Origin of the sequence: Peribacillus frigoritolerans (assembly GCF_040250305.1) — a bacterium.
GTDB lineage: Bacteria > Bacillota > Bacilli > Bacillales > DSM-1321 > Peribacillus.
Genome location: NZ_CP158190.1, coordinates 2,142,765 through 2,168,368, shown reverse-complemented (window position 1 = coordinate 2,168,368; position 25,604 = coordinate 2,142,765). Strand labels below are relative to the sequence as shown.

General features: G+C 39.3%; 27 protein-coding genes. 3 read left to right on the top strand and 24 right to left on the bottom strand.

Translation table 11 applies throughout. The features are described 5' to 3' along the window. Positions 1–28: 28 nt before the first annotated feature. The 5 genes from ABOA58_RS10715 to ABOA58_RS10690 all read right to left on the bottom strand — a co-directional run bounded on the left by ABOA58_RS10715 (position 29) and on the right by ABOA58_RS10690 (position 3,958). Positions 29–1,798, bottom strand: a complete 1,770-nt coding sequence (locus ABOA58_RS10715; RefSeq protein ID WP_350302265.1) for a nitrilase-related carbon-nitrogen hydrolase — start codon at positions 1,796–1,798, stop codon at positions 29–31. Positions 1,799–1,875: 77 nt separating this feature from the next. Beyond that, positions 1,876–2,799, bottom strand: coding sequence for an alpha/beta hydrolase (locus tag ABOA58_RS10710; protein ID WP_350302264.1), 924 nt, complete (start codon positions 2,797–2,799; stop codon positions 1,876–1,878). A gap of 436 nt (positions 2,800–3,235) precedes the next feature. After that, on the bottom strand, positions 3,236–3,469 hold the full coding sequence (locus ABOA58_RS10700) for a hypothetical protein (RefSeq protein WP_350302987.1): 234 nt from the start codon (positions 3,467–3,469) through the stop codon (positions 3,236–3,238). A gap of 15 nt (positions 3,470–3,484) precedes the next feature. After that, a complete protein-coding gene (locus ABOA58_RS10695) occupies positions 3,485–3,694 on the bottom strand; it encodes a hypothetical protein (RefSeq protein ID WP_350302263.1) in 210 nt (69 codons plus the stop codon). 135 nt (positions 3,695–3,829) lie between these two features. Continuing rightward, the gene (locus ABOA58_RS10690; protein WP_350302262.1) at positions 3,830–3,958 is read right to left on the bottom strand and encodes a hypothetical protein; all 129 of its coding nucleotides are present in this window, start codon (positions 3,956–3,958) and stop codon (positions 3,830–3,832) included. Positions 3,959–4,087: 129 nt separating this feature from the next. On the opposite strand from ABOA58_RS10690, the gene ABOA58_RS10685 reads away from it, so the two are divergent. Together ABOA58_RS10685 and ABOA58_RS10680 are read left to right on the top strand one after the other, a co-directional pair. Then, positions 4,088–5,722, top strand: coding sequence for an acetolactate synthase large subunit (locus ABOA58_RS10685; protein WP_350302261.1), 1,635 nt, complete (start codon positions 4,088–4,090; stop codon positions 5,720–5,722). Between the two features lie 28 nt (positions 5,723–5,750). Next, positions 5,751–7,184, top strand: coding sequence for an aldehyde dehydrogenase family protein (locus ABOA58_RS10680; RefSeq protein ID WP_350302260.1), 1,434 nt, complete (start codon positions 5,751–5,753; stop codon positions 7,182–7,184). A 262-nt stretch (positions 7,185–7,446) separates the two neighbouring features. Here the strand turns inward: ABOA58_RS10680 and ABOA58_RS10675 are convergent, their stop codons facing one another. The 18 genes from ABOA58_RS10675 to ABOA58_RS10590 form a co-directional block, all read right to left on the bottom strand. Further along, positions 7,447–7,848: a YybH family protein gene (locus tag ABOA58_RS10675; protein ID WP_350302259.1), complete on the bottom strand. Its 402-nt coding sequence runs from the start codon at positions 7,846–7,848 to the stop codon at positions 7,447–7,449. Positions 7,849–7,977: 129 nt separating this feature from the next. Further along, positions 7,978–8,784 (bottom strand): sugar phosphate isomerase/epimerase family protein, encoded by an 807-nt coding sequence (locus ABOA58_RS10670; RefSeq protein WP_350302258.1) that lies wholly within the window; start codon positions 8,782–8,784, stop codon positions 7,978–7,980. Positions 8,785–8,805: 21 nt separating this feature from the next. Further along, complete coding sequence (locus tag ABOA58_RS10665; RefSeq protein WP_350302257.1) at positions 8,806–10,152, bottom strand: MFS transporter; 1,347 nt, start codon at positions 10,150–10,152, stop codon at positions 8,806–8,808. A 197-nt stretch (positions 10,153–10,349) separates the two neighbouring features. Then, positions 10,350–11,717: an MFS transporter gene (locus ABOA58_RS10660; RefSeq protein ID WP_350302256.1), complete on the bottom strand. Its 1,368-nt coding sequence runs from the start codon at positions 11,715–11,717 to the stop codon at positions 10,350–10,352. Between the two features lie 138 nt (positions 11,718–11,855). After that, positions 11,856–12,668 carry a dioxygenase gene (locus ABOA58_RS10655; protein WP_350302255.1) on the bottom strand — a complete coding sequence of 271 codons (813 nt, stop codon included), beginning with the start codon at positions 12,666–12,668 and terminating at the stop codon, positions 11,856–11,858. A gap of 26 nt (positions 12,669–12,694) precedes the next feature. Next, positions 12,695–13,888: a thiolase family protein gene (locus tag ABOA58_RS10650; RefSeq protein ID WP_350302254.1), complete on the bottom strand. Its 1,194-nt coding sequence runs from the start codon at positions 13,886–13,888 to the stop codon at positions 12,695–12,697. Between the two features lie 4 nt (positions 13,889–13,892). Next, positions 13,893–14,231 carry a DUF3870 domain-containing protein gene (locus tag ABOA58_RS10645; protein ID WP_048687694.1) on the bottom strand — a complete coding sequence of 113 codons (339 nt, stop codon included), beginning with the start codon at positions 14,229–14,231 and terminating at the stop codon, positions 13,893–13,895. A gap of 75 nt (positions 14,232–14,306) precedes the next feature. Next, positions 14,307–15,422 (bottom strand): muconate cycloisomerase family protein, encoded by a 1,116-nt coding sequence (locus tag ABOA58_RS10640; RefSeq protein ID WP_350302253.1) that lies wholly within the window; start codon positions 15,420–15,422, stop codon positions 14,307–14,309. Positions 15,423–15,442: 20 nt separating this feature from the next. Next, positions 15,443–16,075 (bottom strand): 3-oxoacid CoA-transferase subunit B, encoded by a 633-nt coding sequence (locus tag ABOA58_RS10635; protein ID WP_350302252.1) that lies wholly within the window; start codon positions 16,073–16,075, stop codon positions 15,443–15,445. Next, positions 16,068–16,757 (bottom strand): CoA transferase subunit A, encoded by a 690-nt coding sequence (locus tag ABOA58_RS10630; RefSeq protein WP_350302251.1) that lies wholly within the window; start codon positions 16,755–16,757, stop codon positions 16,068–16,070. Before ABOA58_RS10630 ends, ABOA58_RS10635 begins: the two co-directional genes overlap by 8 nt. Positions 16,758–16,778: 21 nt before the next feature. Next, positions 16,779–17,498: a carboxymuconolactone decarboxylase family protein gene (locus tag ABOA58_RS10625; RefSeq protein ID WP_350302250.1), complete on the bottom strand. Its 720-nt coding sequence runs from the start codon at positions 17,496–17,498 to the stop codon at positions 16,779–16,781. A gap of 14 nt (positions 17,499–17,512) precedes the next feature. After that, positions 17,513–18,199 carry a cyclase family protein gene (locus ABOA58_RS10620; RefSeq protein ID WP_350302249.1) on the bottom strand — a complete coding sequence of 229 codons (687 nt, stop codon included), beginning with the start codon at positions 18,197–18,199 and terminating at the stop codon, positions 17,513–17,515. A 240-nt stretch (positions 18,200–18,439) separates the two neighbouring features. After that, positions 18,440–19,273 carry an alpha/beta fold hydrolase gene (locus tag ABOA58_RS10615; protein WP_350302248.1) on the bottom strand — a complete coding sequence of 278 codons (834 nt, stop codon included), beginning with the start codon at positions 19,271–19,273 and terminating at the stop codon, positions 18,440–18,442. Positions 19,274–19,551: 278 nt separating this feature from the next. Further along, positions 19,552–20,013, bottom strand: coding sequence for a pyridoxamine 5'-phosphate oxidase family protein (locus ABOA58_RS10610; protein WP_434547775.1), 462 nt, complete (start codon positions 20,011–20,013; stop codon positions 19,552–19,554). A gap of 35 nt (positions 20,014–20,048) precedes the next feature. Beyond that, positions 20,049–20,624, bottom strand: coding sequence for a non-oxidative hydroxyarylic acid decarboxylases subunit B (locus tag ABOA58_RS10605; RefSeq protein ID WP_350302247.1), 576 nt, complete (start codon positions 20,622–20,624; stop codon positions 20,049–20,051). 47 nt (positions 20,625–20,671) lie between these two features. Continuing rightward, positions 20,672–22,159: a UbiD family decarboxylase gene (locus tag ABOA58_RS10600; RefSeq protein WP_350302246.1), complete on the bottom strand. Its 1,488-nt coding sequence runs from the start codon at positions 22,157–22,159 to the stop codon at positions 20,672–20,674. 127 nt (positions 22,160–22,286) lie between these two features. Then, positions 22,287–23,114, bottom strand: coding sequence for a MerR family transcriptional regulator (locus tag ABOA58_RS10595; RefSeq protein WP_350302245.1), 828 nt, complete (start codon positions 23,112–23,114; stop codon positions 22,287–22,289). A 503-nt stretch (positions 23,115–23,617) separates the two neighbouring features. Then, positions 23,618–24,103, bottom strand: a complete 486-nt coding sequence (locus tag ABOA58_RS10590; RefSeq protein WP_350302244.1) for a peptidoglycan-binding domain-containing protein — start codon at positions 24,101–24,103, stop codon at positions 23,618–23,620. Positions 24,104–24,307: 204 nt separating this feature from the next. Here ABOA58_RS10590 and ABOA58_RS10585 point away from each other — a divergent pair, with 204 nt between their 5' ends. After that, a complete protein-coding gene (locus tag ABOA58_RS10585; protein ID WP_350302243.1) occupies positions 24,308–24,430 on the top strand; it encodes a hypothetical protein in 123 nt (40 codons plus the stop codon). A 26-nt stretch (positions 24,431–24,456) separates the two neighbouring features. Here ABOA58_RS10585 and menC read toward each other — a convergent pair whose 3' ends face one another. Then, the gene (gene menC, locus ABOA58_RS10580) at positions 24,457–25,572 is read right to left on the bottom strand and encodes an o-succinylbenzoate synthase (protein ID WP_350302242.1); all 1,116 of its coding nucleotides are present in this window, start codon (positions 25,570–25,572) and stop codon (positions 24,457–24,459) included. Positions 25,573–25,604 lie beyond the last annotated feature (32 nt).

Genomic DNA, 25,604 nt, shown 5'->3' with positions numbered 1-25,604 from the left:
ATTAAAGTATACTAACGATTCAAAGCGCTTACATTTGTAACTTCTTTACCAGTTCCCGATAAAAAATCGGCCTTCTTGATAGTAATAGCTTATGCTGATCAAACCACCAATTTTGTCCCATTTTAGAATTAGCCACTATCAATACCTCTTCACTGTGAGAAGAGGCAACTACGGGAATGTCACTTCCATAAATCGGATCAGGTGTATAAACGGCACTCCCACCTTTACAATCAATATCTGAACCTATAAAATTCGCAATGAGTGTTTTTGTTTGCGAAAATCTTGCCGTGGCGTCCCATGTCGTCATCGAATTTATCGGAAACTTATTTTCCATCATTTTTTCAGGAAGCGCCAGTGTTGCACCAAATTCACCATGCCAGCATGAGGGGATGGCAATAAAATCGGCACGTTTTACGGCAATAATGCCCGCTACCTCAGGATATGCAGCATCACTACCGACTATAAGGCCCACACGCCCTATATCCGTTACATTTGCTACTACCATTTCCCAACCGGCAGAGGCCCAGCGTTCGTCCGATTCTGACAAATGAATTTTACGGGCTTTGGTAACCCTATCGTCCTCTGGCGTCAGAAGAACCACTGTATTATAAAGGAGATTCTTTTCTTCCTCTATCATACCAAAAATGATATTAATTTGATATTCAGTTGAAAGCATTCTCATTTCTCTTATGGTTTCTCCATATATGGGTTCAGCAAGTTTGCGGATTTCCTCAGGGCTAAGTGAATTAACGGGACCTGTTAAGGAAAGTTCCGGGCAAATAACTAGTGATAACAAGCTTTTTTGTTTTTTAGCCTTGAAGCTAGCATCCGCCAGGAGGTTTTTTATTTTCTTAAGATTTTCTTTTTTATCTCCTATTACCGGTTCATACTGCAATAAAGCAGTAGAAGTCTTTTTTTCATAAGTCCCGGTATCCATTTGCTTTGATGGTGATTTTTTATACTCCCAAGGTCCGACGTGCAACATTAAATCAGAATATAGGTCTGGCTTTCGTTTTTCTATTCTTTTTTTTGCGGGATTTTCATATAAAGCAGGGTCAATATCCGCATATAAAATGACTGTCTCATCTCTCGTGTGACTTTTTTCTACGTATGGGGTTTCAGCAAGTTTCCTACCTAAAGGTGACCAAATGGCACTTGCACCGATCATATGGTAATCGGTTTCTGTATTGGAACGATTCGCACCAATGACGTACAGACCGTTCATTTCAGCCCATGCCTGCAGCATCGAAAGCGATCCACCTGTTGAATTCGTCGGAAAGCAAAGAATATCCGCTCCCTTCACAGCAACGATCCGGGCCGATTCAAAATAGCTTGAATCCATACAAATAATGACTGCAATCCTCCCAATAGACGTCTCGTATACCGGAATGCCCATGTCCCCCCAATGTGCCCAGCTATCTTCTGTTGCCCATTGATGCACTTTCCTGTATTTTCCGATATATCCCATAGGACCAACAAGCGCAGCCGAATTATAGCAAAGTCCGTCTTCTTCATCTACCTCCGCCATCCCTATGATAATATGTGTATCGTAAAAGTTTGCGATTTCTTCAAAACGTTTAGTGGTTTTCCCCGGGATCGTATCTGCAAATGGAAGTATAGACTGACGATTCTCGTAATGATAGCCTGTTGTAGCCATTTCCGGTGTGACAATTAATTTAGCTCCATTCTTCGCTGCTTCTGTTACCGCCTCAAGCAAATGATCAATATTGTTGTCCAATTGATTTAATAGTGGATTAAACTCAATAATGGCTGCTTTGAAAGGATGCTTATTATCCATAAAGTTGCTCCTTTTGATTCAAAATATGAAAAGACAGATGACAAAATAATTTGCCACCTGTCACGCGATTATCTATTTTACCCTTGCATTTGGATGACTTTAATATTTTCTTCCTTTTTTATTAGAATTTCACCAAAGAAAGCTTTAAGCGTTTCAATTAAATCTTGGAAAACTTCATGCTCATGATACATGAAATCATTATGCTTACCATTTATTATATAAAGTTTTTTCGGTTCATTTGCTGCTTCGTACAGTTCATTTGCCTCATCAAGCGGATGTAATAAGTTTTCTTTTCCATGGGCAATGAAAAGCGGCACCGTTACATTTTTCACTTCTAATTCTGCGTTCATGCTAATTATTGAGTCTGTAAACTGCAATACTGTCTGCTTACCAAATGGGGACAGAACGGCCAGTTCCTTTTCAACATAATCCGCTGTGGCCGGATCAAGCGGATAATGAATAAACGTACTTGCAAGTTGGGACTTCCCAGTTAATACCCGTTGTTCTCGATCTTTTTCAACCGTTTTCAAGATTTCATTCCATTCAACGTAGGAATGAATAGAGCGTAACCATCTTTGACCATTATAAAAACCATTTAGTGCTGAAACTGCCTTAACCCGTTTGTCTCTTGCGGCCACACGGACCACATTCGAACCGCCCATACCCCAACCTATTAATCCTATTCTATCTGAATCTACTTCTTCCTGGAGGGAGAGGAATGTTATCGCATTTTGAATATCTTCTACCTGCTCATCCAAAATAACGCGACCTTCTTCACCTTCACTTTTTGCGAAGCTCCGATAATCAAATCCAAAGCAGACATAACCTGCCGCTGTTAAATTTTTCGCAAATAACTTTGGATAAAATTCATTAAACCCTTGATATCCAGAATTCGGAATAATAGCCGGTCTTTTTTCTCCTTTTTTATAATCGTCTGGAAGATACACTGTGCCATCTAATTTGTAACCTTCACTATAAAATTGAATTTGACGCTCTATCATTTCCCTACCTCCAATAATGTTTTAATAGCTTTCATTATTAGTTATTGCAAGCAGCGTGCCAGTTTAATATTTAACCATTAGAATTAGAAAAATGGAGAAAATAAAAGGGAATTCTCAAAATTGTTATAGTAAGGATCTATTAAAACAGAAAATGTGTTAAATTTTTTTTACATGGAAAGTTATTTTTATGACAAATAGAGTTATGAGCTGTCTATTGAATCTAACATGCATACAAATACTCTTATTAGCTTCAATTGCTTATTAAATTTAACATCATCAACCATCCTAGTTTTTTCATATTTATAAGCAAGTTATAACAATTAAAAATAAAAAGCCACCATATACGGCAGCTTTCACTTATTACTTCAATTATTCGATTATTTCAGCACCATAAGAGCTGTCGATTATACAGCGCCATATACCCGTGGAATCCTTTTTAAATACATATGTCGCGGTTCTTTCCATAGAGAATTCCAACATCAGATTCTATTGCTAATTGCTCCCCTGTTAATTCAAGAGAAACAGATTTACTGAACGTATCATCTTCAAAGAGATTAATTTCCTCTTTAGCATTTATCTCAGCATACTCATATTTTTCAGATCCTGTCACGGTATAAATGCCTGGGGGCAAGCTTTGTATCGTTGTTTTAAGATTTCCTTCCTTTGTCATAGGTAATTAATTGTTCTAGATTTTTTTAGTAAGTTTCATTTCCTTGTTAACTTTTACTAGTTTTTCAAGCGTATCTATATCCCCTTGATTTACCGCAACTTCAAATTGATTTACTATTTCCTCACCACTTGGCCGAGTAAAATACATATAGAATGTTGCCACAATCCCTATTAAAAATAATCCTAATAGAATTAATATTAATGGCTTCAATTGTTTTGAATCCATATCTCCCTTAGGTGTTCTTCTACCCTCTGAATTTAAAGCGTCTTCAACAGCTCATGATTAATCTCAAAGCTAATCATTTGCTCTCCCCCTTTCTATTTTGATTACAACCGAAACTTCCAAACAAACAGGCCTTCTTCACCAAAATTCCGGGCTGACTTTTTCTAAAAAATATCGCACCCTGCCTAGTACTGGATAATTCCGTAGTATGGCGTGATGATTCTGATTTCGGTCAATATTATTATATAGATTAGAACCGATTTCCATATTCCCCCTCCTAGTTATGACTATTGAGGTTATTACCCTGAATTTCTTTATAATCCGCAAGTACATAATTTCTAGTGGGCAAAGCCAACATATAGGGAAAGAAATTGAAATGGTCGAGGAGGGAATAATTTGAAAGCATCTGATTTGTTTGTAAGATGTTTAGAAAATGAAGGGGTTCAGTATATTTTTGGGATACCTGGTGAAGAAAATACGGATCTTATTGATTCTCTAATAAACTCTGATATTGAATTTATCTTGGTTCATCATGAACAAGCTGCAGCTTTTATGGCAGATATATATGGCCGGCTAACTGGAAATCCTGGCGTCTGCTTGGGCACATTGGGACCGGGTGCAACTAATTTATTGACAGGAATAGGAAATGCTTATCTGGATTATTCACCTGTTGTCGCGATTACAGGTCAGGCGGGCCTTGATCGCATTCATAAGGAGTCGCATCAATATGTGGACATTATTGGCGTTTTTGAGGAAGTAACGAAATGGAATCAACAAATTAAGGTACCAAATACTATTCCGGAAATTATCCGTAAAGCATTTAAGACTGCAGTCATAGAAAAGCCGGGAGCTGTTCATATAGAACTCCCGGAAGATGTGGCGATGATGGATACAGAAGGTGAACCACTAAGGGTTACACCAATGCCAAGATCTCGCCCTGCCGAGGAAGAAATCAAAAAAGCCGTCGAATTAATCAATCGCGCTAAAAAGCCGATTATTCTAGCTGGTAATGGCGTAGTTCGCGATGGAGCTGCTGAGTCCTTACGGAAATTTGCAGAAGAAAAGCAAATTCCCGTTGTGAATTCGTTCATGGCCAAAGGAGTTTTACCTTCTGACCATCCATTGACCCTTTTTACAGTAGGGATGCAAGCAAGGGATTATGTTTTATGCGGGTTTGATTTGGCTGATCTCATTATCACCGTCGGCTATGATTTCGTCGAGTACTTGCCCAAATATTGGAACGATGAGGCGAGAAATCCGATTATCCATATTGATGCCAGAGCAGCTGAGATAGATGCTTATTACCCGGTTCAAGCCGAATTGGTAGGTAACGTCACAGAGGCGCTAGAAGCCTTGACTACTGGTGTAGCAAAAAAAGAACTTTGGCCAGAAGTTAAAAGGTTAAGGTCTCAGATTGTTGAAAAGCTTCATTCTTCGGATGAAGTATCAGGAAGCCCTATCATACCTCAGCGAATTATTGCCGATATAAAAAAGGCGGAAAAAGGGAATTCCATTGTCATTTCGGATGTGGGCGCCCATAAATTATGGATTGCCAGGATGTATCAGCCGGAAAAGCCTAATCACACTATCATTTCTAATGGCTTTGCATCAATGGGTATCGCGGTTCCCGGTGCCATTGCGGCCAAATTGGCAAAACCTGATAAACCTGTCATTGCGGTTACAGGGGATGGTGGATTTCTGATGAATGGGGTTGAATTGGCAACTGCCAAACGTCTGGGTCTTGCCTTCGTTATTGTCATTTTCCATGATTCAAAATTTGGCCTTATTGAGTGGAAGCAATTGAATAAATTTGATCGTACGAATGCGATTGAATTTACAGACCCGGACTTTTTAGGATTCGCAAAAAGTTTTGGGGTTAAAGGAGTGAAAGTAACCCACTCCGATGAATTGCTTCCTGCATTAGAAGAAGCAATTTCGAGTCAGGAAATTGTCTTGATTGATGTGGATGTCGATTATTCGGAAAATGTCAAGCTATCGAAAACACTAGGTGATTATATTTGTAAATTATAAAGAGCATGTATTATTGGAGGAATGTCAAATGAAGAAAAAGTGGCAATTGTGGATCGGTGGCAAATGGCGGGAGGCTAAATCGTATGAGCCTTTATTTAATCCCCATTCAAATGAAGAAATTGCACAAATCGGCCAGGCCGAACCAGCGGATGCCATTGAAGCGATTGTTGAGGCAAATGCCGCTTTTCAGAAGTACCGATCCTACCCGGCTCATGCACGGGCAGAAATTTTATTTAAAGCTGCAACAATCATGGAAGAACGCAGTGAAGAACTTGCGAAAATCATTTCTCTAGAGGCGGCGAAAACGATTCGAAATGCTCGTGAAGAAATGAATCGTACGGTTCAGACCTATCGTTTTGCTGCAGAAGCGTCCAAGAACAATTATGGAGAACAAATCCCGATGGATGCGGCAGTGGGCGGGGTAAACCGTTTTGGCTTCACGGTTCGCACCCCGATTGGTGTCGTTACTGCGATTACCCCATTTAACTTTCCTTTTAATCTGGTCGCACATAAAGTTGGTCCAGCTATTGCGGCTGGAAATTCGATTGTGTTAAAACCTGCCGAACAAACCCCGTTGAGTTCACTGGTTCTTGCCGATATTTTTAAAGAAGCAGGGTTGCCAGATGGAGTATTGAACATCATACCGGGCAAAGGGGATGTTTTGAGTGAGGCATTGACCACCCATCCACACGTAAAAAAAGTGACTTTTACAGGCAGTGTAGAGGTCGGACACCTTATCCAGCAGCAGGCAGGCTTCCGTAAGCTTACCCTTGAACTCGGATCCAATTCGCCGTTCATCATTGATGAAGGAGTCGACATCGATAAAATCATTCAAAGAAGTGTGATGGGTTCATTTACGAATAATGGGCAGGTGTGTATCTCGATTCAACGAATTTATGTCCACAAATCACTATACCAACAATTTTTAGATCGATTCGTAAGTACGACAAAGCAGCTTGTCATCGGTTCCCCTCTGGAGGAAAATACAAATATTACAGCGGTGATTTCAAAAAAATCATTGGAGCGGCTACAAAGTTGGATTGACGAGGCAGTACAGGAAGGAGCAAAAATTGAGTGTGGCGGTACAGTGGAAGGCAATGTACTATTGCCTACCGTTTTAACCAATGTAAATCGTGACTCAAAGGTATTTCGTTTCGAAGTATTTGGTCCAATTGTCTGCATTTTCCCATTCGATACGCTGGATGATGCCATCAATGATGCAAATGATTCGCGTTACGGATTGAACTCAGGAGTGATGACTCCGAGCATAGAACGAGCTTTTTATGCGGCGGAACGCTTGGAAACAGGTGGAGTCGTAATCAATGATATCCCAACTTACCGGATTGATAATATGCCTTATGGTGGCTGGAAGGACAGCGGAGTTGGCCGAGAAGGCGTCAAATATGCGATGCATGAAATGATGGAGCAGAAGTTTATCAGCTTTAAAATAAGCGACAATTGAAGAATATTAACGGTTAGTAAATGAGACGGCGATTTCTTAAAGATTTCGTCTTCTTGTTTTGTCGTAAATTTATGTTTTTATTGTAGTCTTTGTTCTTATTATTAATGGGCACAATCATTTCATCATCACTTATATACATAGGCGATTTTTTAATAACTAAAAACGCTATTTTTGTTTTCTCTTACAAAATGCCTCTTAGTTACATACAGATGTAATCTAGTTGGAAAAATAAAAAGCCACCATATACGGCAGCTTTCACTTATTACTTCAATTCTTCGATTATTTCAGCACCATAAGAGTTGTCGATTATGCAGCGCCATATACCCGTGGAATCCTTTTTAAATACATATGTCGCGGTTCTTTCCATAGAGAATTCGGAATCTTCCTTTTGATTGGCACTTAGCTGGGCTTTTGCCACAACCAATGCCGTATCTCCCGTTTCGATTATTGCCATCTTATCTTGATTGACGATTAAACTATGTTTAAAGTATTCAGCGATAGCAATGAATGCCCGACGAATTTCCGCTTTCCCTTTTGCAAAAGTTCCAGGTTTGACAACTAAAGTTGCATCCTCTGAATAGAACTCCATTAAATGATCGAAATCCTCATTATTTATTGCCCTGTCCGCATTTTTTATGATTTGTTCCAGTTCATGATTCTGCATATTCACCTTCCTATTCAACTTCTCTTAATTGGACCGCTCCAATTGATGTTCGACTGCCCTGATGGGATATCCTGCTAATTAAGAGAAAAGAATCATTTTTAATCTTCAGCTAAAATACCCGTAAAGAAATCAATATGTCAGTTGCTGTTTCCATTGTTCTAATGAGGCAAGCAAGTTAGGCATTCCTTCCTGACCGAAATATTCCAAAGAAACAAAGCCTATATAATTCCGCTTTCTCAATTCTTCGAGTAAGCGAATATTGTCAACATCCCCACTAAAAATGGGTGCTGGTTTGTTTTTATATCGCTCTTTATGATTGTAGTGATAATTTTTTAAATGTACATGGCTGACATGGGGGAAGATGGATTCCAATACCTCCTTCGGATTCAATTGATCAACGTATAAGTTAGCACCATCGAAAATCAGTTTTATCCGTGGATGGTCAATATCTTCTAAAAGCTTTTGAATGGCTTCAAGGTTATCAGCAAAAGAGTCATAGTGAATTTCTATTGCTACATCCACTCTATATAGATCGGCCATTTGTCCTAATTTATTCAATTCGGTTGCCGTTTCCGACCATTGCTCTGGTGAGGCATTCCTTGATGCTATATGTCCTGCGAAAGTCCGTATTAATGGGCAGTTTAATTGATGAGCCATATCTAACAATTTTCTTGCTTGATTGATTTCGTTTTGATGTTCTTTTTGGTTCCAGAGTTTTGAAAAAGTCGTATATCCACTAATGGATGGTATTTGTAAATCATTGTTTTCAAGTAATTTGGCTAACTTGTCCAATGGTCCATGCTTCTCCTGAAATCGTTCTATATGTTTATTCCATAATTCAAGTCCTTTAACATCCGCTTGCAACGGTAGCAGCCAATTTATTATTTCCTCTATGTCCCATTCTTTAAATCCTGTAGTGCATAAACTCAGTTTCAATGTAATTCCGCCTTTCTCCTTTTATTTTTTCATTGTGATTTCTATACGCTGTACTTTTCCGAGAAGGAAGATATAAGCAAAAGCGCCAATTAGGGCCACTACGGATATAAAGGTTAACGCTGCTGCATAAGAATGTGTCGCACTAATGATTAAACCTACGATTAACGGAGATAATGCCCCGCCAATGTTTGCTACAAAATATAGTGAGGAACCCGTTAGGCCTACCATTCCTTTCGGGGCAATATCAGCTAAAAGGGCTCCGGTAACTGTTGATGCCATCCCCTGTCCAAAGAACGCTATCGCCATAAAGGTGATGACTATGTTTGGTGAATCCGTATAATTCCCCCCGAGAATCAAACAAGACAGTAACAATCCGACAATGATGGGAAGTTTACGTGCCAATCCTGTTGATACCCCGCGTGTCAGCATCCAATCGGAACATCGGCCGCCAATTAGAGTTCCTAATATGGCTACGATGTAAGGAATACTCGCATAAATTCCGGTTTTCAACATCGTCATTCCCTTTTCATCAATCAAATAGGATGGAAACCAAGTCATAAAGAAAAACAAAGTAGTTTGAATGGAAAATTGCCCGATGAACATTCCCCAAATTTGACGGTGTTTAAGCAGTTGGCCTAATCGGCTCCAGGAGAAAGGATGCTTCTCTTCAGTTCCGATCATCCCTCCGCCTTCTTTGATATAATTTAGCTCTTCCTGAGAAATCCGCATATGTTCCCTAGGGTTCCGATAGAATCCATACCAAACAAATCCAATAAGAATCCCTATAATTCCGGCGATATAAAAAAGGTAATTCCATCCAAAGGTTATGATGATCCATGTAAAAACTGGAGTCAGGAAGGCTAACCCAATATATTGGGTACCCGTATAAATCCCAACAGCAGTTGCACGTTCTTTTTTAGGAAACCACTCGGATACACACCAGGCATTAGTAGGTATGGAGGGAGATTCAAAGGCACCCAGTCCTATGCGATATGTAATAAGTGACGATATATTTTTCGCGGTTCCTACCATGAATGTAAATACAGACCATAAAATGAGCGAAACCGTGTATACCTTTCTAGGACCGAATCTATCAAGAAAGTAGCCGCTGAATAGCATGGAGAAGGTATAGCTCCAGCCAAATACGGAAAATATGATTCCCATCATAGCCGGATCAATTTGTAAATCGGCTTGAATATTCGGAGCCGCAAGCGAAATGATGGCACGGTCGATGTAATTAATACACGTGACCAAAGCAATTAGAAATAAGATGAACCATCGAACAGTTTTCTGTTTTCTTTTTTTTGATCTGTCAGTTACCGGTTCCGATGTGCGATCTTCTATTATTGCCTTTAATTCTGAGCTCAATATTTTTCCCCCTTAACCTAATGCCCAATATTAGTACATCGTTCTACTAAATTTCATGAATGCTACTATGTTTCCTTCCATTACTTATAACCTTAGTTTAATATTTTCAAAAGCCCCTAGAAACATTGAATTGCAGATCCCCTTGTTGCAAAATTAAACAACCAAGGGGATTGTATTCCGAATTGTGAATCATTTCTTTAAATAGTTACAGTCTTCTCTGATTCTACCTCTTCATTGTCCTCCTTGACTACCCTGTCAAAAGATCCATGTTTTTCTTGGACCAGAATATAACCGACCGCTGCGATGATACTTGGCAGGGCAAATGTAGCAAAAGCCACCTTCGGATCCATGCCTGTTGACAGAAGAAAGGCAATTAAAGTAGGAGCGAGAATTGAGCCAATCCTGCCGATAGCTTGCGAATAGCCCATACCCGTCGTACGGATTTCACGGGGGTAATATTCTGTGATATACGGATTGGCTAAGTTCATGGCACCAACAGTACAGGCACCCCCCATAAAAATCAGTAAATATACTCCGATGGTATTAGTCGTAGCGCTCAATGCGACAAATGTAACGGCCCCTAATAAGAATAGTGTAACAAGAATTTTACGATGACCCATTTTTCCAGCATAATAACCACCTACTAAGGAACCGCCAATTTGACCAAGGCATAAAACCAGGTTAAATGAAAGGCTTGAGGTGATACTGAATCCGGAATCCTGCATCATTTTTGGAAGCCATGTATTTAATCCGTAAGCCATCATCAATGTACAGAACACAGCAACCCATATGGAAACCGTACTGAATGCCCGTTTGTTCGTGAATAGTTTTTTTACTGGAGATCCTTTCCCCCTCTGTTCAGCTTCACTAAGTCTGAAATCGTCTGTTTCTTTAAAATTCCCTTCTGGTTTGACTTTATTGAGGATTTCTATAACCTTACCAATTTCCTTCTTTGCTAAATAGTAGGAAAGGGATTCAGGAAACTGCTTCATGAATATTGGAAGTGTAAGTAATGGCAGAATTCCAATAAAGTATAATACACGCCAATCCGTATAAGGAATGATATACATTCCCACTAATGATGCCATGATTCCACCGATTGAATAGCCACAATACATCGCAGCTACAATGATGGCCCGATTTTGTTTTGGGGAATATTCAGTCATTAGCGATATAACATTCGGCATCAAGGCTCCCATGCCAATTGCCGCAATGAAACGCATGACCGTGAACCATGTGAGGTTAGGTGCAATCCCTGCCCCCAAGGTAAATACGCTGAACAAAATCATACAAATGACGAGAACATTCTTCCGGCCATATTTATCTGCGATCGGTGCTAAAATCAGGGCGCCAATCATCATGCCGAATAAGGAATAACTGCCGACTGCCCCTGCCTGAATGGAAGTTAAATCCCACTCTTCCATCATCCAAGGCAATCCCACACCATACATCGCTATTTCATACCCGTCGAAAGCGATGGCATAAAAACACCAAAGAAAAACAAGTAAATGAAAGCGGTTAAATTTACTGACAGCAATGATATCCGAAGCAACTACACTACGCATTTTCCGCCTCCCATCATAAAAATATCGGTTCGAATGTATTTTCCGAGTTCCAAAATAAGAACTCGGAAAATACTCGAAAAATCAGATAATAACTTTTGAAATTGCCCATTAACAAACAATGCATATTCCTATCGATGTTTAGTTTTTCACGACAGCCTTATTGAAAACAGGTTTATCTTGTAATCTAAGTTCAAAATCTAAATGAGCCGTATAATAATCATTTTTCAATCCTTTTTCTGCACCGGAATGTTTTTCTAATTTTGTAATTAAGCTTCCGCGAACACCTTGTGCAACATCATTTTCTAAATATTCATCGCCTTCAAAATATATTTGCGTTACTAATCTATCGCCATTTTCCGGTTGGAATAATAGGTGCAAATGTGCTGGACGAAAAGCATGATGATCAATCCACTTTAAGAATTGACCAGAAGGTCCATCTGTAGGAATTGAATAATTACCCGGTACAACTGTTTTTATTTCAAAATTACCATTCGCATCCGTATAAAAAGCGCCACGTAAATTATCATCTGGGATTCCTTCAGCGAAGTATGAGTATTCACCATTTGTATCAGCCTGCCACATATCGATTTTGGTATTGGATAACGGATTTCCATTAACATCTTTAACAGATCCTGAAAAGTAAAGGACGTCACCTTGTTCATTTTCACGTTGTGGCAACACTCCGGGATTTTGAACGACTGGCGTATTTTCAATATAATAAGGTCCTAGAATAGTAGGTTCAGTTCCTTTTACACTTTTATACATTTCTTGAAGGGCATGAGTTTCAAAGAAAACATCCATAAATAACGGAATTTCCCCTGCCCTGCCTAATTGATCCATCCAATCAACAAGAGCTTGATAGTCATTATGATCAATTTCGTATTCACTAACTAATTCCTTGAATTTAACTACCAATCCATTATAAACGTCGATTACTTTTTGATTTTTCATAATATTTCCTCCATTTTTTAAGTTTTTTATATTTGTTGATTTTCAATGATGGTACTGATTCCTAATCCACCTGCTATACATAGTGTGACTAGCCCATATCTTTTTCCGGTTCTTTCTAACTCATGTATCAATTTGGTTGCTAAAATTGCACCAGTGGCACCTATTGGATGTCCCATGGCAATGGCACCGCCATTAGGATTCACCTTATTCATATCAAGCTTCAATTCTTTGATTACTGCCAAAGCTTGTGCGGAAAAGGCTTCGTTCAGTTCTATTAAATCAATATCATTCAGTTTCAGCCCTGATATTTGAAGCGCTTTCAAGGTGGAGTTGACAGGCCCCAACCCCATGTAATTCGGTGATACGCCTGCTGCCGCTTGTGCGATCATTCTTGCTTTCGGCTTTTTACCACGCCTTTTTGCTGCTTCTTCCGACATAAGGATCAGAGCGGCTGCACCGTCATTCCTTCCACTACTATTTCCAGCGGTTACCGTTCCATTTTTCTTGAAAACCGGTTTTAAATTAGCCAACTTTTCCAGACTGGTATCTCTTGGGTGCTCATCCACATTAAATTCCATTAACCCTTTTTTCGTTTTAATTTGATAGGGAACGATCTCATTCGAAAATAGTTCAGTAGAAATTGCCCGTTTTGCATTTTCTTGGCTCCTTAAAGCAAATTCATCTTGTTCAGTTCTTGAAATGGAATATTTTTCAGCCAGATTTTCTGCTGTCATTCCCATCGTTAACATCCCGTAATCTTCAATGGGCTGAGAACCTGGCTGGCTTTCCGTATTCGGGTCCAATAACTGTCCATTGCCTGATTTCAACCCAAAACGGATATTTCTCATATAGTATGGGGCCGTGCTCATTGATTCCGCTCCGCCTGCAATGATTACATCCCCAAATCCGCATTGTATTTGTTGACTGGCAGAATTGATCGCCTGGATGCCGGATCCGCATTGTCTGTGTACGGTATAACCTGGTACTTCCACAGGAAATCCTGCCCGGAGCGATGCAACTCTTGCCAAATTTGACGCATCTGAACTTTGTTTGGCTTGTCCCATAATCACTTCATCAATACTATCTTTAGGAATATCCGCTCTCTTGATCACTTCATCAAGGACAGCAGCTGCCAGGAAATCGGCAGGAACATTTTCCAATGCTCCCCCTAATTTCCCAATAGCCGTGCGAACCGAGTCTATAATAACTACATTGCTCAATTTTCTACCTCCTGCTATTTTTATTTCTTTCTTCTAAACTATCCTTATATCTTTGGTGAGCTATTTTCAAGGCAACAATCACCGACTGCTGCGATGGAGCTAAAAAGTCCGTTTTAATATTCTCTATTAAGGAATCAATATCTTTACTAAAATCAAAACCAACTATCATTCGCTTAAAAAAATCCTGGGCCAAAGTTGTTAAAAACGTAAATTCTGCATTAATGATAATGTGACTTTCCTTGTGAATTTCCAGTACCATCCCAGCGTATTTATAATTTTCGTACATGCTCGTATTTTGCGGTGCCTTCGCATAGGCGGTAATTAATAATGTTGGCTGTCCCATATAAAACTACATCCTCTCAAGATTACTTGCATAAACCAGTGGGTGTTCCATATTCCACTTTCCAGTTTATATTAATTAAAGACCTCTTGAAAAATGTTTTACTTTTTCCATATCTATCTCCATGCCAAATCCTGGCCCATCCGGGATGATTATTTCAAAATTCTCATATTTAATTTGGTTTAGCGTAATATTTTCTTTGAAAAGTAACGGTCCAAATAATTCAGTACCGAATTCAAATTTTGGAATGGTTGAATAAAGTTGTGCACAAATGGCCGTTCCCAATGATGATTCAATCATCGTTCCGCCATACAAACCAAAGCCTACACCTTCGGCAATCGCAGCCACCTTTTTCGTTTGGGTCATCCCGCCATGTTTACATATTTTCAAGGCGAAGGAATTACCTGCCCTATGTTTAGCTATTTGGAATGAATCTTGTAATGAATTCAATGATTCATCAGCCATGATCGGGACCTTAAAACGTTCGGTCAACCTTGCCATCCCTTCATTATCCCAAGCTGGCAGCGGCTGTTCGACCATGGAAACCCCGCCTTCCTCTAAAGCTTCAATGCAATACGTAGCCGTTGTTTCATCCCATGCTTGATTAACATCAACCGTAATGCGTGCTTGATCTCCCACGGCTTCAATAATTTTCAATACATGCTCCACATTCTTATATGGATTACCTTTGCCAATTTTCAATTTAAAGATATTATGACGTTTTTGGTGTAAGGATTCTTTCGCTTCTTCGATATCTTTATTCGTATCACCACTTGCCAAAGTCCATGCCACCGGCAATGATTTATGAATTTGTCCACCGAATAATTCATAAGCAGGGATGTTTCTCCTTCTGGCTACTAAATCCACCATGGCTGATTCAACGACAGCCTTCGCAAAATTATTTCCTCTAACATTTAGTGAAACTTCATGCATGATTTTGTCATAATGGACGGGGTTTTTACCAATGATAAGCGGGGCGATATATGTATCAATATTCACTTTGATCGCCTCAGGCGTCCCCTCACCATATGAAGCCCCGCCTATTGTCGCCACTTCCGCCCAACCTTCCGCACCCTCTTCATCCATAACACGGGCAAGAATGATCGTTTGTTCCACGATCGTATGCATGGCAAGCTGATGAGGACGAATTGTGGGTAAATCAATAATGTATACATCTACTGAACGTATTTTCATTTAATCCACCTTTTTAACATTTAATAGATAAAATCCGCTTCTGTTTTTGCTCTTACTTCTTCGATCGTTATACCTGGCATTAATTCAATCAATTTCAACTGTTTGTCTATAACTTCAAAGACAGCCAACTCGGTGATAATCAAGTCAACGCTTCTTGTGGAAGTAATCGGGTAGGTGCATTTCTTTAAAACTTTACTTTTACCTTCCTTACTTGTATGTGTCATGGTCACGATCACTTTTTTGGCACCAACCAACAGGTCCATCGCTCCTCCAACACCCATGATATTCTTGCCAGGTACCGCCCAATTTGCAATTTCCCCAGTTTGACCTACCTGCAAAACACCCAAGATGGCAACATCAATGTGTCCTCCACGGATCATTGCAAACGATTCTGCACTATTAAAGAATGATGCACCAATCGATTCCCCTACCGGTAACTTGCCTGCATTAACTAAATTGGGATCGATTTCATCTTCATCAACTTCTGCAACCCCTAGTAATCCATTTTCCGTATGAAAAAAAACATTTTCATCATCAATGTATTTTGCAACCAAGGTCGGAATCCCGATTCCAAGGTTTACTATACAAGGGCCCGTCAATTCTTTTGCCGTGCGTCTTGCTATCATATTTTGCATTAATTCTTTGTCACTCATAACCTTTGACACCTTCCTTCGTCAGGATTTTCTTTGCCTTAATAATTCCATCGACGAATAGATGCGGTGTTACAATCTCCTCTGGCGGGAGTTCTCCAGGTTCAACTATCTCATCCACTTCCGCAATTACGACATCTGCGGCTGTTGCCATAACCGGATTAAAGTTTCGAGCCGTTTTATAATAAACAAGATTACCAAGTGTATCTGCCTTCCATGCCCTGATCAAAGCTACATTCGCTCTTATGGCTGGTTCAAAAATATATGTAGCCCCATTTATTTCCCTTTCTTCTTTTCCTTTAGCTAAATCGGTCCCTACACTCGTTTTCGTATAGTAACCGCCTATGCCGGCACCGCCAGCACGAATGGATTCCGCTAATGTCCCCTGTGGCAATAGTTCTAATTCAATTTCACCACGTTGGTAGAACTCCCCAATTTCACGATTGCTTGTAAAATAAGAACCAATCGCCTTTTTTATTTTCTTCTGGCTTAGGAGAACTCCCAGACCTTTTCCTTTCTCGCCTAAATTGTTACTGATTACTGTCAAGCCTGCTACATCCTTTTTGGTCAAACCATCTATTAATGTAAGAGGGGCACCGATCAAGCCAAATCCACCTACCATTAATGTATGACCGTTCTTCACACAAGATAAAGCTGCTTCTATATCTTGATGTACTTTCGTCATGTTTTCCCCACCAATCTCACGTTACTTATTTTCAATCAATGAATCACTTGCCTCAAACCAAGCAGGTATTCCGGCAGTCAATAAGCAAATTAGTCCCACTTCAGCTAATTGTTCTTCCGAAGCTCCAATTAACCTTGCCGCCTCCATCCATTCCCCAACCTGTTCCCCTTTTAATTCTGTAATGAATATGCCTGTCATCAGGAGATGTTTTAGCCTTTTTGAAACCACTGAATCACTTAATATATAATCTTTGAGGGAGTTTTGGTCTTCCGATTTAACCAGTTTCAAAACATTCGAGACGAATCCCGTCTCCTCATCCCCTAATAGTTCAATCATATAAAGCAGGATTTCTTCTGCTGTTCCTTGATCGCCACTTATTTCGGGATATCGAATGCCTTTAAGTGTTAGAGCATACTCCAAAGACTTCATTCCTGTTTTTAATGCTTCTGTTCCGTTATATAAGTAAGAAACAATTAGGTATTCCACCAGTTCCGGTATTGTTGCCCCGCCATCGATTGCCCCTTTGGTATGGTAAACCATACTCCGTTCATACAACCTCGCAGCATTCATGCCAACCAGTAATATATCTTTTTCCTTCCTCGTCAAGGCTCCCTCTTGCATGATGTTACTGCGTAAGTTGGTATAGTGATCAAGTGCATTTGGGCTATAATCGTGCATTTTTTGCACCCAGCCTGGTACCACATCATAAACTTCTTTGAAATACAATAATCCCTCGCTCATTCGTCTGCACCTCTTTATATTAATTGTGAATCAAGTATCGATAGTGCCCTTATAGGTGAGGCTGTTGCATTTTTTAGTTTTAAAGGGATCCCGAAAAAAAGAAAGCGAGAATGCTTAGGCAGTTTTTCAAGATTCACTAGATTTTCAACGATATATATATCATTGTTCAGTAATTTTTGATGAATTCCGCTTTCTGAATCCTGGTTCAAATCGGCATTGGGCAAATCCAACCCGACAATATGTATTTGCTTTTCAATAAACCATTGGGCCACACTATCATCTAAGGCCTGCGCTTCAAAAAATCCTTCTTCCCCCCATGATTTCCCCCATGTCCTGATGAGGACGATATCGTTTTTTTCTACGTACACCCCCTGCCTGCGTTCCGCCTCTTCAAGTAAAGCTTTCGTAACAGGTTCGTGTGTCGCTTTTAACATGCTTACATCCAATATGAGGGCATCCCCAAACATATTCTTCAGATTGATGTTTTCAACCGACTCCCCGTTTTCAAAGTAATGTGAAGGCACATCGACATGTGTCCCACTATGGTCAGAAAAAGAAATCAACTTGGAACGGTATCCTTTAGGAAGTGAATCAGATTTCCCCTTTTGTTCAAGAGGTTCATCTTTAATGCCTATTGCAGGTAAATCATTATTTGTAACTAGACCATCGTAAAGTTCCAATGTTAAATCAATGATTTTCAACCATAAAACCCCCAAATTCATTAAGCGTTTACATTATCACGACAAAAATGGCTACCCCAAACATTACTATCAATAATTGACAGCAGGTGTTTAAGGTAGCCAGTTGTTCACTAGTTGTTATTAAAAAAGGTTATTTTTTAATAGCTAATGAATAGGCAATAATTAAGTTTATTATATATTCTTAATATTACACTATTTTCTGTTAATTTCAATATCTTTTTTAAAAATAACTGCAAAAAATCAAATTCGATTTAAAAAAGATTTTATTCCTTCGTTAATTTCCACTCTATTTTCAAACACCATTGTATAGTGATTACATGTAGAAACGATCGTTTCGATATCAGGCGTATATTTCTTCGTATCAGCATAGGCTTCTTCATAAAATAATGGAGGAAATTCCCCTATTTTCCCACTGGCATACACCAATAAGGTTTTACAGGAAATTTGTCTACAAACTTCTTTAGGGACAAAAGAATAAAAACTATCAAAATCCCTAAGAATGCTATCTTCTGATGATTTATTCTCCCAGTGACCATCCACTTCATGCACCTCATACTCCGCCACACTTTGCAGGTGATCCGTCCATTTGATACCCAAACGGCTATAGACTTCCTTAATTTCTGCAATATAACTTTCCTGAGATTCATATTCTTTACTTAATCGGACTAGTGATGGTTGTACGATGTCCCTTTGTTGTTGAGAGGAAATGGCCGCACCATCCAATAATATCAAGGCCTGTACCGAGGTTAATTTGCTGGCTACAACGCTTGAGATGAAGGCTCCCATTGAATATCCTATCAAAATCGGATTTTTAATCTTTAATTCTTGAATTAACTCAATTACATCTTCTGCATGTTTAAAAAGAGAAGACTGCACATCTGCCCTCGAACTATTTCCCCTTCCTCTTAAGTCAATCGAGATGACTCTGTACTCGCCTTTTAACATTTCTGCATAATAATGCATTTGCTTATGATTACCCGTTAAACCATGTATGGCGATGATTGGCCCTTTCCTTCCAGGATAATCTGCAATTTGAATTCTTTTGTTCCGCAATTCCTTTACATACATTTCCATAGTGTCACTCCTCAATTTCCATGATTATTAACATAAACCAACCAGCATATTTAATAAAAAAAGCTATCTTAACTTCACCATCAAGGTAACTTGATCGAGAAATTAAGATAGCCAGTCAGTTCATTAATTTTCATTAAAAAAGGGCTTTTTTTAATGGTTAATGAATAGGCAAATTATAAATACATGTAATGATTCCATTTTACATGAAGTTCTATTTATTTCAATCATAATTTGATAATTTTGATTTCTCAGTAACTTAAAGTCGGTACCTGGGAATTTTATTGAAGGAGATCCTCTATGGTCTCACTCCAACGTTCAACAACTTCTTTAGGGTTTTTCAAGTCGATTTTAATTCCAGAAGTTATTTCAGCATACTTAGCCATATCCTCCCGTGCCTCCACAATTTTTGCGTGGAATCTTACTCTTTTGTATTGGACATTTGGCAGCTCTTTTAATCTCTCTAATGAAAGGCGAATATATTGTGCTTTACCTTTCCAAAACAAAACCAGTGTAGCTTTATGGGTACGAATGACATTGGCTGTAGTCGAAGTATTCGGCCATAGGCCAATCCTTAATTCGGTCCTGCTTACCGCTACGATCTCACCTACGCTAATCATTGCTGTATGAGGCCAGCCTTCTTCACTTATCGTCAACAGCATCATGGCTTCATGCTGCTTGTCGACAAGTTCTTTACCATTTAACAAGTCGAATACCTCAACTGGCATTTCCATCCCATTCATTTTTTCACCTTTTTCATTAATTCCCTAGTAATCTGTTATATTTTGGTGCGATTTTTCATTCCGTTCCACCGTTTCGCGCCGTGAGTATCGATTTCAAATTGATCTAACGCCCGATAAGCCAGATGATCAATGATATCGTTAACATTCTCAGGATGATTATAGAAGGCTGGCATCGGAGGGAATATAATGGTCCCCATTTTGGAAAGCGCCGTCATATTCTCCAAATGAATCGTATTCAGAGGGGTTTCTCTTGTCATTAGTAATAATTTTTTTCTTTCTTTCAACATGACGTCAGCAGATCGCGTTAGTAAATTATCCGCTAGTCCCATGCGAATGGAAGCTAGTGTTTTCATACTGCAAGGTGCTACGATCATGCCATCAACCCGGTATGATCCACTTGATATTCTTGCAGCTTGATCTTTGTAAGAATAGGAATGATCAGCTAATCCCTCCACGTCTTTAACAGAATATGGTGTTTCATGTTGAATGGTGGCATGTGCCCACGGGGACATGATTAAATGGGTCTCCACTTCACTGCTTTTAAGCATCTGAAGAATCCTAATTCCGAAAATGGCTCCAGTCGCTCCTGTTATTCCAACAATGATTTTCATTAATTCCCCTCCTTACATTAGTCATTGAATCGAAACTTTATAGAAGCTTATGCATTGGAAAATCCAGGAACGAATCGACTTGGATCCACCTCTTTAAATTCGGACCTTTTAAATTCATCTTTTAAATGAAATGGTACTGTGCAGTCAAAAATGGTTTTACAGGAAATTCCCTTTTCCTGAATGGTAGGGCTGTATGCGGGATCTTGTGTAGGATCTAACGGGTGACAGCGCACTCCAGGAATGAAAACCGTATCAACATCACCTTGGTAACGAGTATTTAACGCCCATAAAACATCATTGCTATCGAAGGGATCCACATCTTCATCCACGATGAATACATGCTTAAGTTCAGAAAAGGCAGAGAATGCCAATAGTGCAGCTTGTCTTTGGCGCCCTTCATCACTTGGCTGACTTTTCTTGAATTGAAGAACAGCCATGTATTTACCTCCTCCTGAAGTATGGGCATATACATTCAATAATTTGCCTGGCATGGACTTTTCCACCATTTGCAAAATGCTTGCTTCAGTTGGAATGCCAGCCATATTAACATGCTCCTCACTTGGACCAATAACTGTTTGCATGATTGGATTGACTCGGTGCGTTACGGCTTTCACTTTGATTAGAGGCAGGTCCGCAACAGCTGAACCTGTATAACCAGGGAATTCCGGCATTGCTTTTCCAGTATTGGTGTTTTGATCTTCCCGAACACGCACTCCGGGAACCAATTCCCCTTCTATTACATATTCAGCATTCGCGATTGCTTTTTCATCAATGGTCAAGCATTGGACCAATTCTACCGCTTCTTTCCTGATCGCCCCTGCCACACTCAACTCATTAAAGCCCAGGGGAGTCGTAGGTGCTTCAAAACAAGCAGCGACTTCAATAGCAGGGTCAACACCGATACTAATGGAAATTGGTAACGGTTTTCCTGCTTTTTCAGCCTTTTCACGGAATACTTCTAAATGGCGGCCAGGAACAAAATACATGGACATCTCATCTTTACTTTGTAAACATAATCGGTGTATCGTTATATCAGATTCACCCGTTTCTGAATCGGAGGCATAGCACATTCCTATGGTGATATACGGGCCTGCATCTTCTTCTGTATTCGTAGGCGCGGGTATTAATTTTCTGATATCGAAATCGGGATCTTCTGCATAGTGAACCACTTCTTGAGCTTTCGCTTTATCATTCGAAATGGTGATTGGATCAATTGGATTTTTTACAGCTTCATTTAAAAGGAACCCGAGCAGCTCCGGTTTTGTATCCAGCATGTGGCCGACTCTTTCCCGGCTGGCTAAAAGTCCGATCACCACGCTTGAATCTTCATGACCCAAAACATGATTGAAAACCATGGCAGGTCCGATCTTTGTTGGACGCATCACTGTCCCGCCTGCACCGACATGACGATACACCCCAGATAATTCAGCATGAGGATTGACTGGTTCATCCGTTTCAATCAATTGTCCTGGAATCGACTTCAGTAGTTCCAGCGCAGAACGTAAATCTCTCACTTTATTCATTTTTTCAGACATAATAAATCCCCCTGTCACTTTGTGATCAGTATCCTATGTATAGTCATTCAAATAACCTAAATGTTATCGGTTACAAATGATATTCTAAAGTGTATTTCTACTATACAGTCAATGGATATTTGAAAATTCAAGTAATTTTCTCTACAGGGATTTGCAGCTGACAAAAATCAACACTACTATCATTCTCGTAAAAGGTCGTATCCAATAAGCAAGCGTCCACAACGTCCCCTATAATTGTATAGTGATTTTCATTGATCCATTGAACCAATTCATTTAAAAACTCAATGTTATATGGCATTCCATATTTATACACACATGCATATTGCCCAGCAGGCAACGTCATCATGTTATCCATATCAGGATCTATAAAAGGTAATGCAGTATATATTCCCGCACCCTCGAAAACATCATCCGTTCCAAGCTTATCCTTTAAAATTACCGTGCCAAATCCCTCTGACGGAAGCATCTCATGTTTACTTAATACATTCCAAGCTTTCATCAGCGTTAAATGTAATTCTTCTCGGCACAATTCATTTTCAAATGGTATAAATAAGACATGCCTTTCAGGAAATTCTTCTATAATAGGTTTATCCAATTCACTTTTAATATTTTTGGCTTCTGAATATTTCATTAATCTTTGTTGAATAAATGTACGTGTATTCATCAAGGCATTTATTTCTTTTTCTATGAATTCTTGATGAAACTCCAAAAGTGATATGGCAGTGGTTAAATTTCGGTTTCCAATATGATCCTTAATATCATTCAGCTTGATGCCAATCGACTTCAAAAAGCAAATTTCCCTTAGAAATGGAATCTGAACTGCACTATAATATCGATAACCATGTTCATCTATATGTACCGGTTTAAATAGATCGATTTTATCGTAATAAATGAGAGTCTGTCTTGAGATACTGTGAATGGAAGCCATTTCACTGATTGATAAGTAATTGTCCATATGCGCTACTCCTCTGCAAATACTTTTTGTAAATTTCTTTCTAAGTCTTATATCATATATTAATTTATTAATTTCCCTCCTTCCATTCGGCAGCTACCCGATTGGAGAGGGTCAGTATTCTAAAGAAAACTTCAATCCCCTCTAACTTTACCATTTTTCCATTTAAAATGAATGGATTTTAAAGGCCCTGCCTATCGAAAAAATGGATCATATCAACATTTTTAATAGGCTAATAAATTAAGTATAAAAAAATACCTCCTCTGAATCAGAAGGATTATGGATTTTTTCACTATGTCAGCAGTAACATCATGACCAGCTGTTATGTTTTTGGACTTAAACTGATTCTTCTGGAAGGAATATTATTTAGAAGGGAATCAAAAATCAGACCAAACAATAACCAAGAAGGAACAGGAGCTTACAAATACAATCAACTTGTGAAAGCAAAAAATAAAAACGTGCCTATTTGTGGACACGTTTTTCATATGAAAGGAATTTCCTGTATCTTAATTTGCATACAATCGATATTGATCGCTTAATGTATCTCCATTACCGTAAATATAGGCTTTAGAGCCCGATGTATAGGAGGAATTGTCGTACTTCCATTTAATTCTGAGTCCCATGTTTCCGCCTGCTCCATATGTTTCATTGCCATTCTTCTTAATATATTGCGAGAAGCTATCCCACGTCCGGGGGCCAACCACACCATCCACTTTCAAGTTGTTTTCTTTTTGGTATTTCTTCACTCCCGCTTCGGTTTTTGGTCCAAAGATACCATCAACGTCAACCACTGCAGAATCCGTATAAAAACCCATGACATTCAGGATATACTGCATATTTCTGACCTCCACCCCATGAGTGTCCTTCCGCAAAATAGAATTCTTATCCCAGCTTTCGGGGTGGTGAAAACCTCCAGCAGATGCTGAAGCGGTGGAAAAAGATATCCCAAGGGCCATTGCCAATACTGCCAAACTAGTAAGTAATTTCTTCATAGCTCCATCTCCCTCTTTTTTTGTACATCCGAACTACCTTTACTATTTCCCTTCAGATTAATATTTCCCTTCCGACCGATGTCCTGTTTTGTCCTTGCTAAACAAAAAGTGTCCCAGAAGGCTCGAATAAGTGGGATACCTAGATAAAGTAGATCTCATAACGCAAACCACTTCATACGAAACTTGGATAAAGGAGTTCAATACATGTCAGAAAGTCGAATTACAATATATTTTTTGAATGGCAAATGGATTGCAGAAAAAAAAGGCATGCTCCCTTTTTCGGGAATCATGCCTTTATGTAAGGAAAATAGATGCTGCAGGAAGTAACTACACTAGCCGTTTCTATCAACATTCTAACTTAAATGATAGGTTTGACTGTGTATAGTATACTTATTGATTTTTTCCATGCTTGGTTCAAAGCCAATACCGGGCAATTCTGGAATACTGATTATTCCGTTTTCCACTGTAACTTCAGGGTCGGTAATATCTTCTGCCCAATAGAGGGAGGAAGCTGCGGTATCGCCGGGAAGAGTGAAGTTTGGCAGTGATGTGATTGCAATATTATGAGCTCTTCCAATGCCTGATTCCAGCATACCCCCACACCATAGCGGAATTTCATGTTCAAGACATAAATCATGGATTTTCCTGGATTCAGTCAAACCTCCGACACGGCCAATCTTGATATTAATAATTTTACAGCTGCCCAATTTAATAGCTTTCCTTGCATCCTCTAATGAGTGAATGCTTTCATCCAGGCAAATAGGTGTTTTTAACCTTGACTGTAAATCTGCATGGTCAATGATATCATTATAGGCAAGCGGCTGTTCAATCATCATTAAATTAAAATCATCCAAGGCGGATAACCGGTCTATATCTTGTAAGGTATAAGCTGAATTTGCATCTGCCATGAGCGGGATTTCAGGATATACTTTTCGGACCTTGTCTATTAATTCAACATCCCAGCCCGGTTTGATTTTTAGTTTAAAGCGTTTATAGCCTTCACCGAGACGAGCTTCGATTATATCTAGGGTCGAATCAATCGAATCCTTTATTCCGATGCTTACCCCAACTTCAATTTTCTTTTTTGTTCCACCTAACACTTTTGAAAGAGAAGCACCCTGTTTTTTAGCATACAAATCCCAAACAGCACCCTCTAAAGCGGCTTTTGCCATGTAATTGCCGCGAATATGGGTGAAATATTTTTCGGAAATTTCATCAGGATGCTTGATTTCATTTTTAAGGATAATTGGAATTAGATAATCTTCGAGTATATGCCAGTTTGTTTTTAAGGTCTCTTCATTATACAGTGGGTCGAGCATCGCAACCGATTCAGCCCAACCGGAAATGCCATCATCGCTTTTTGCTTCCACAAGGATAAAATCCCGATTGTATTCCGTCCCAAAGCTAGTTGTAAAGGGGTGAAGCAAGTCAAGCTTCAGATGCCTTAAATTAACTTGTTTAATTTTCACTAGTAGATTCTCCTTTTGGGGATAAAACTATT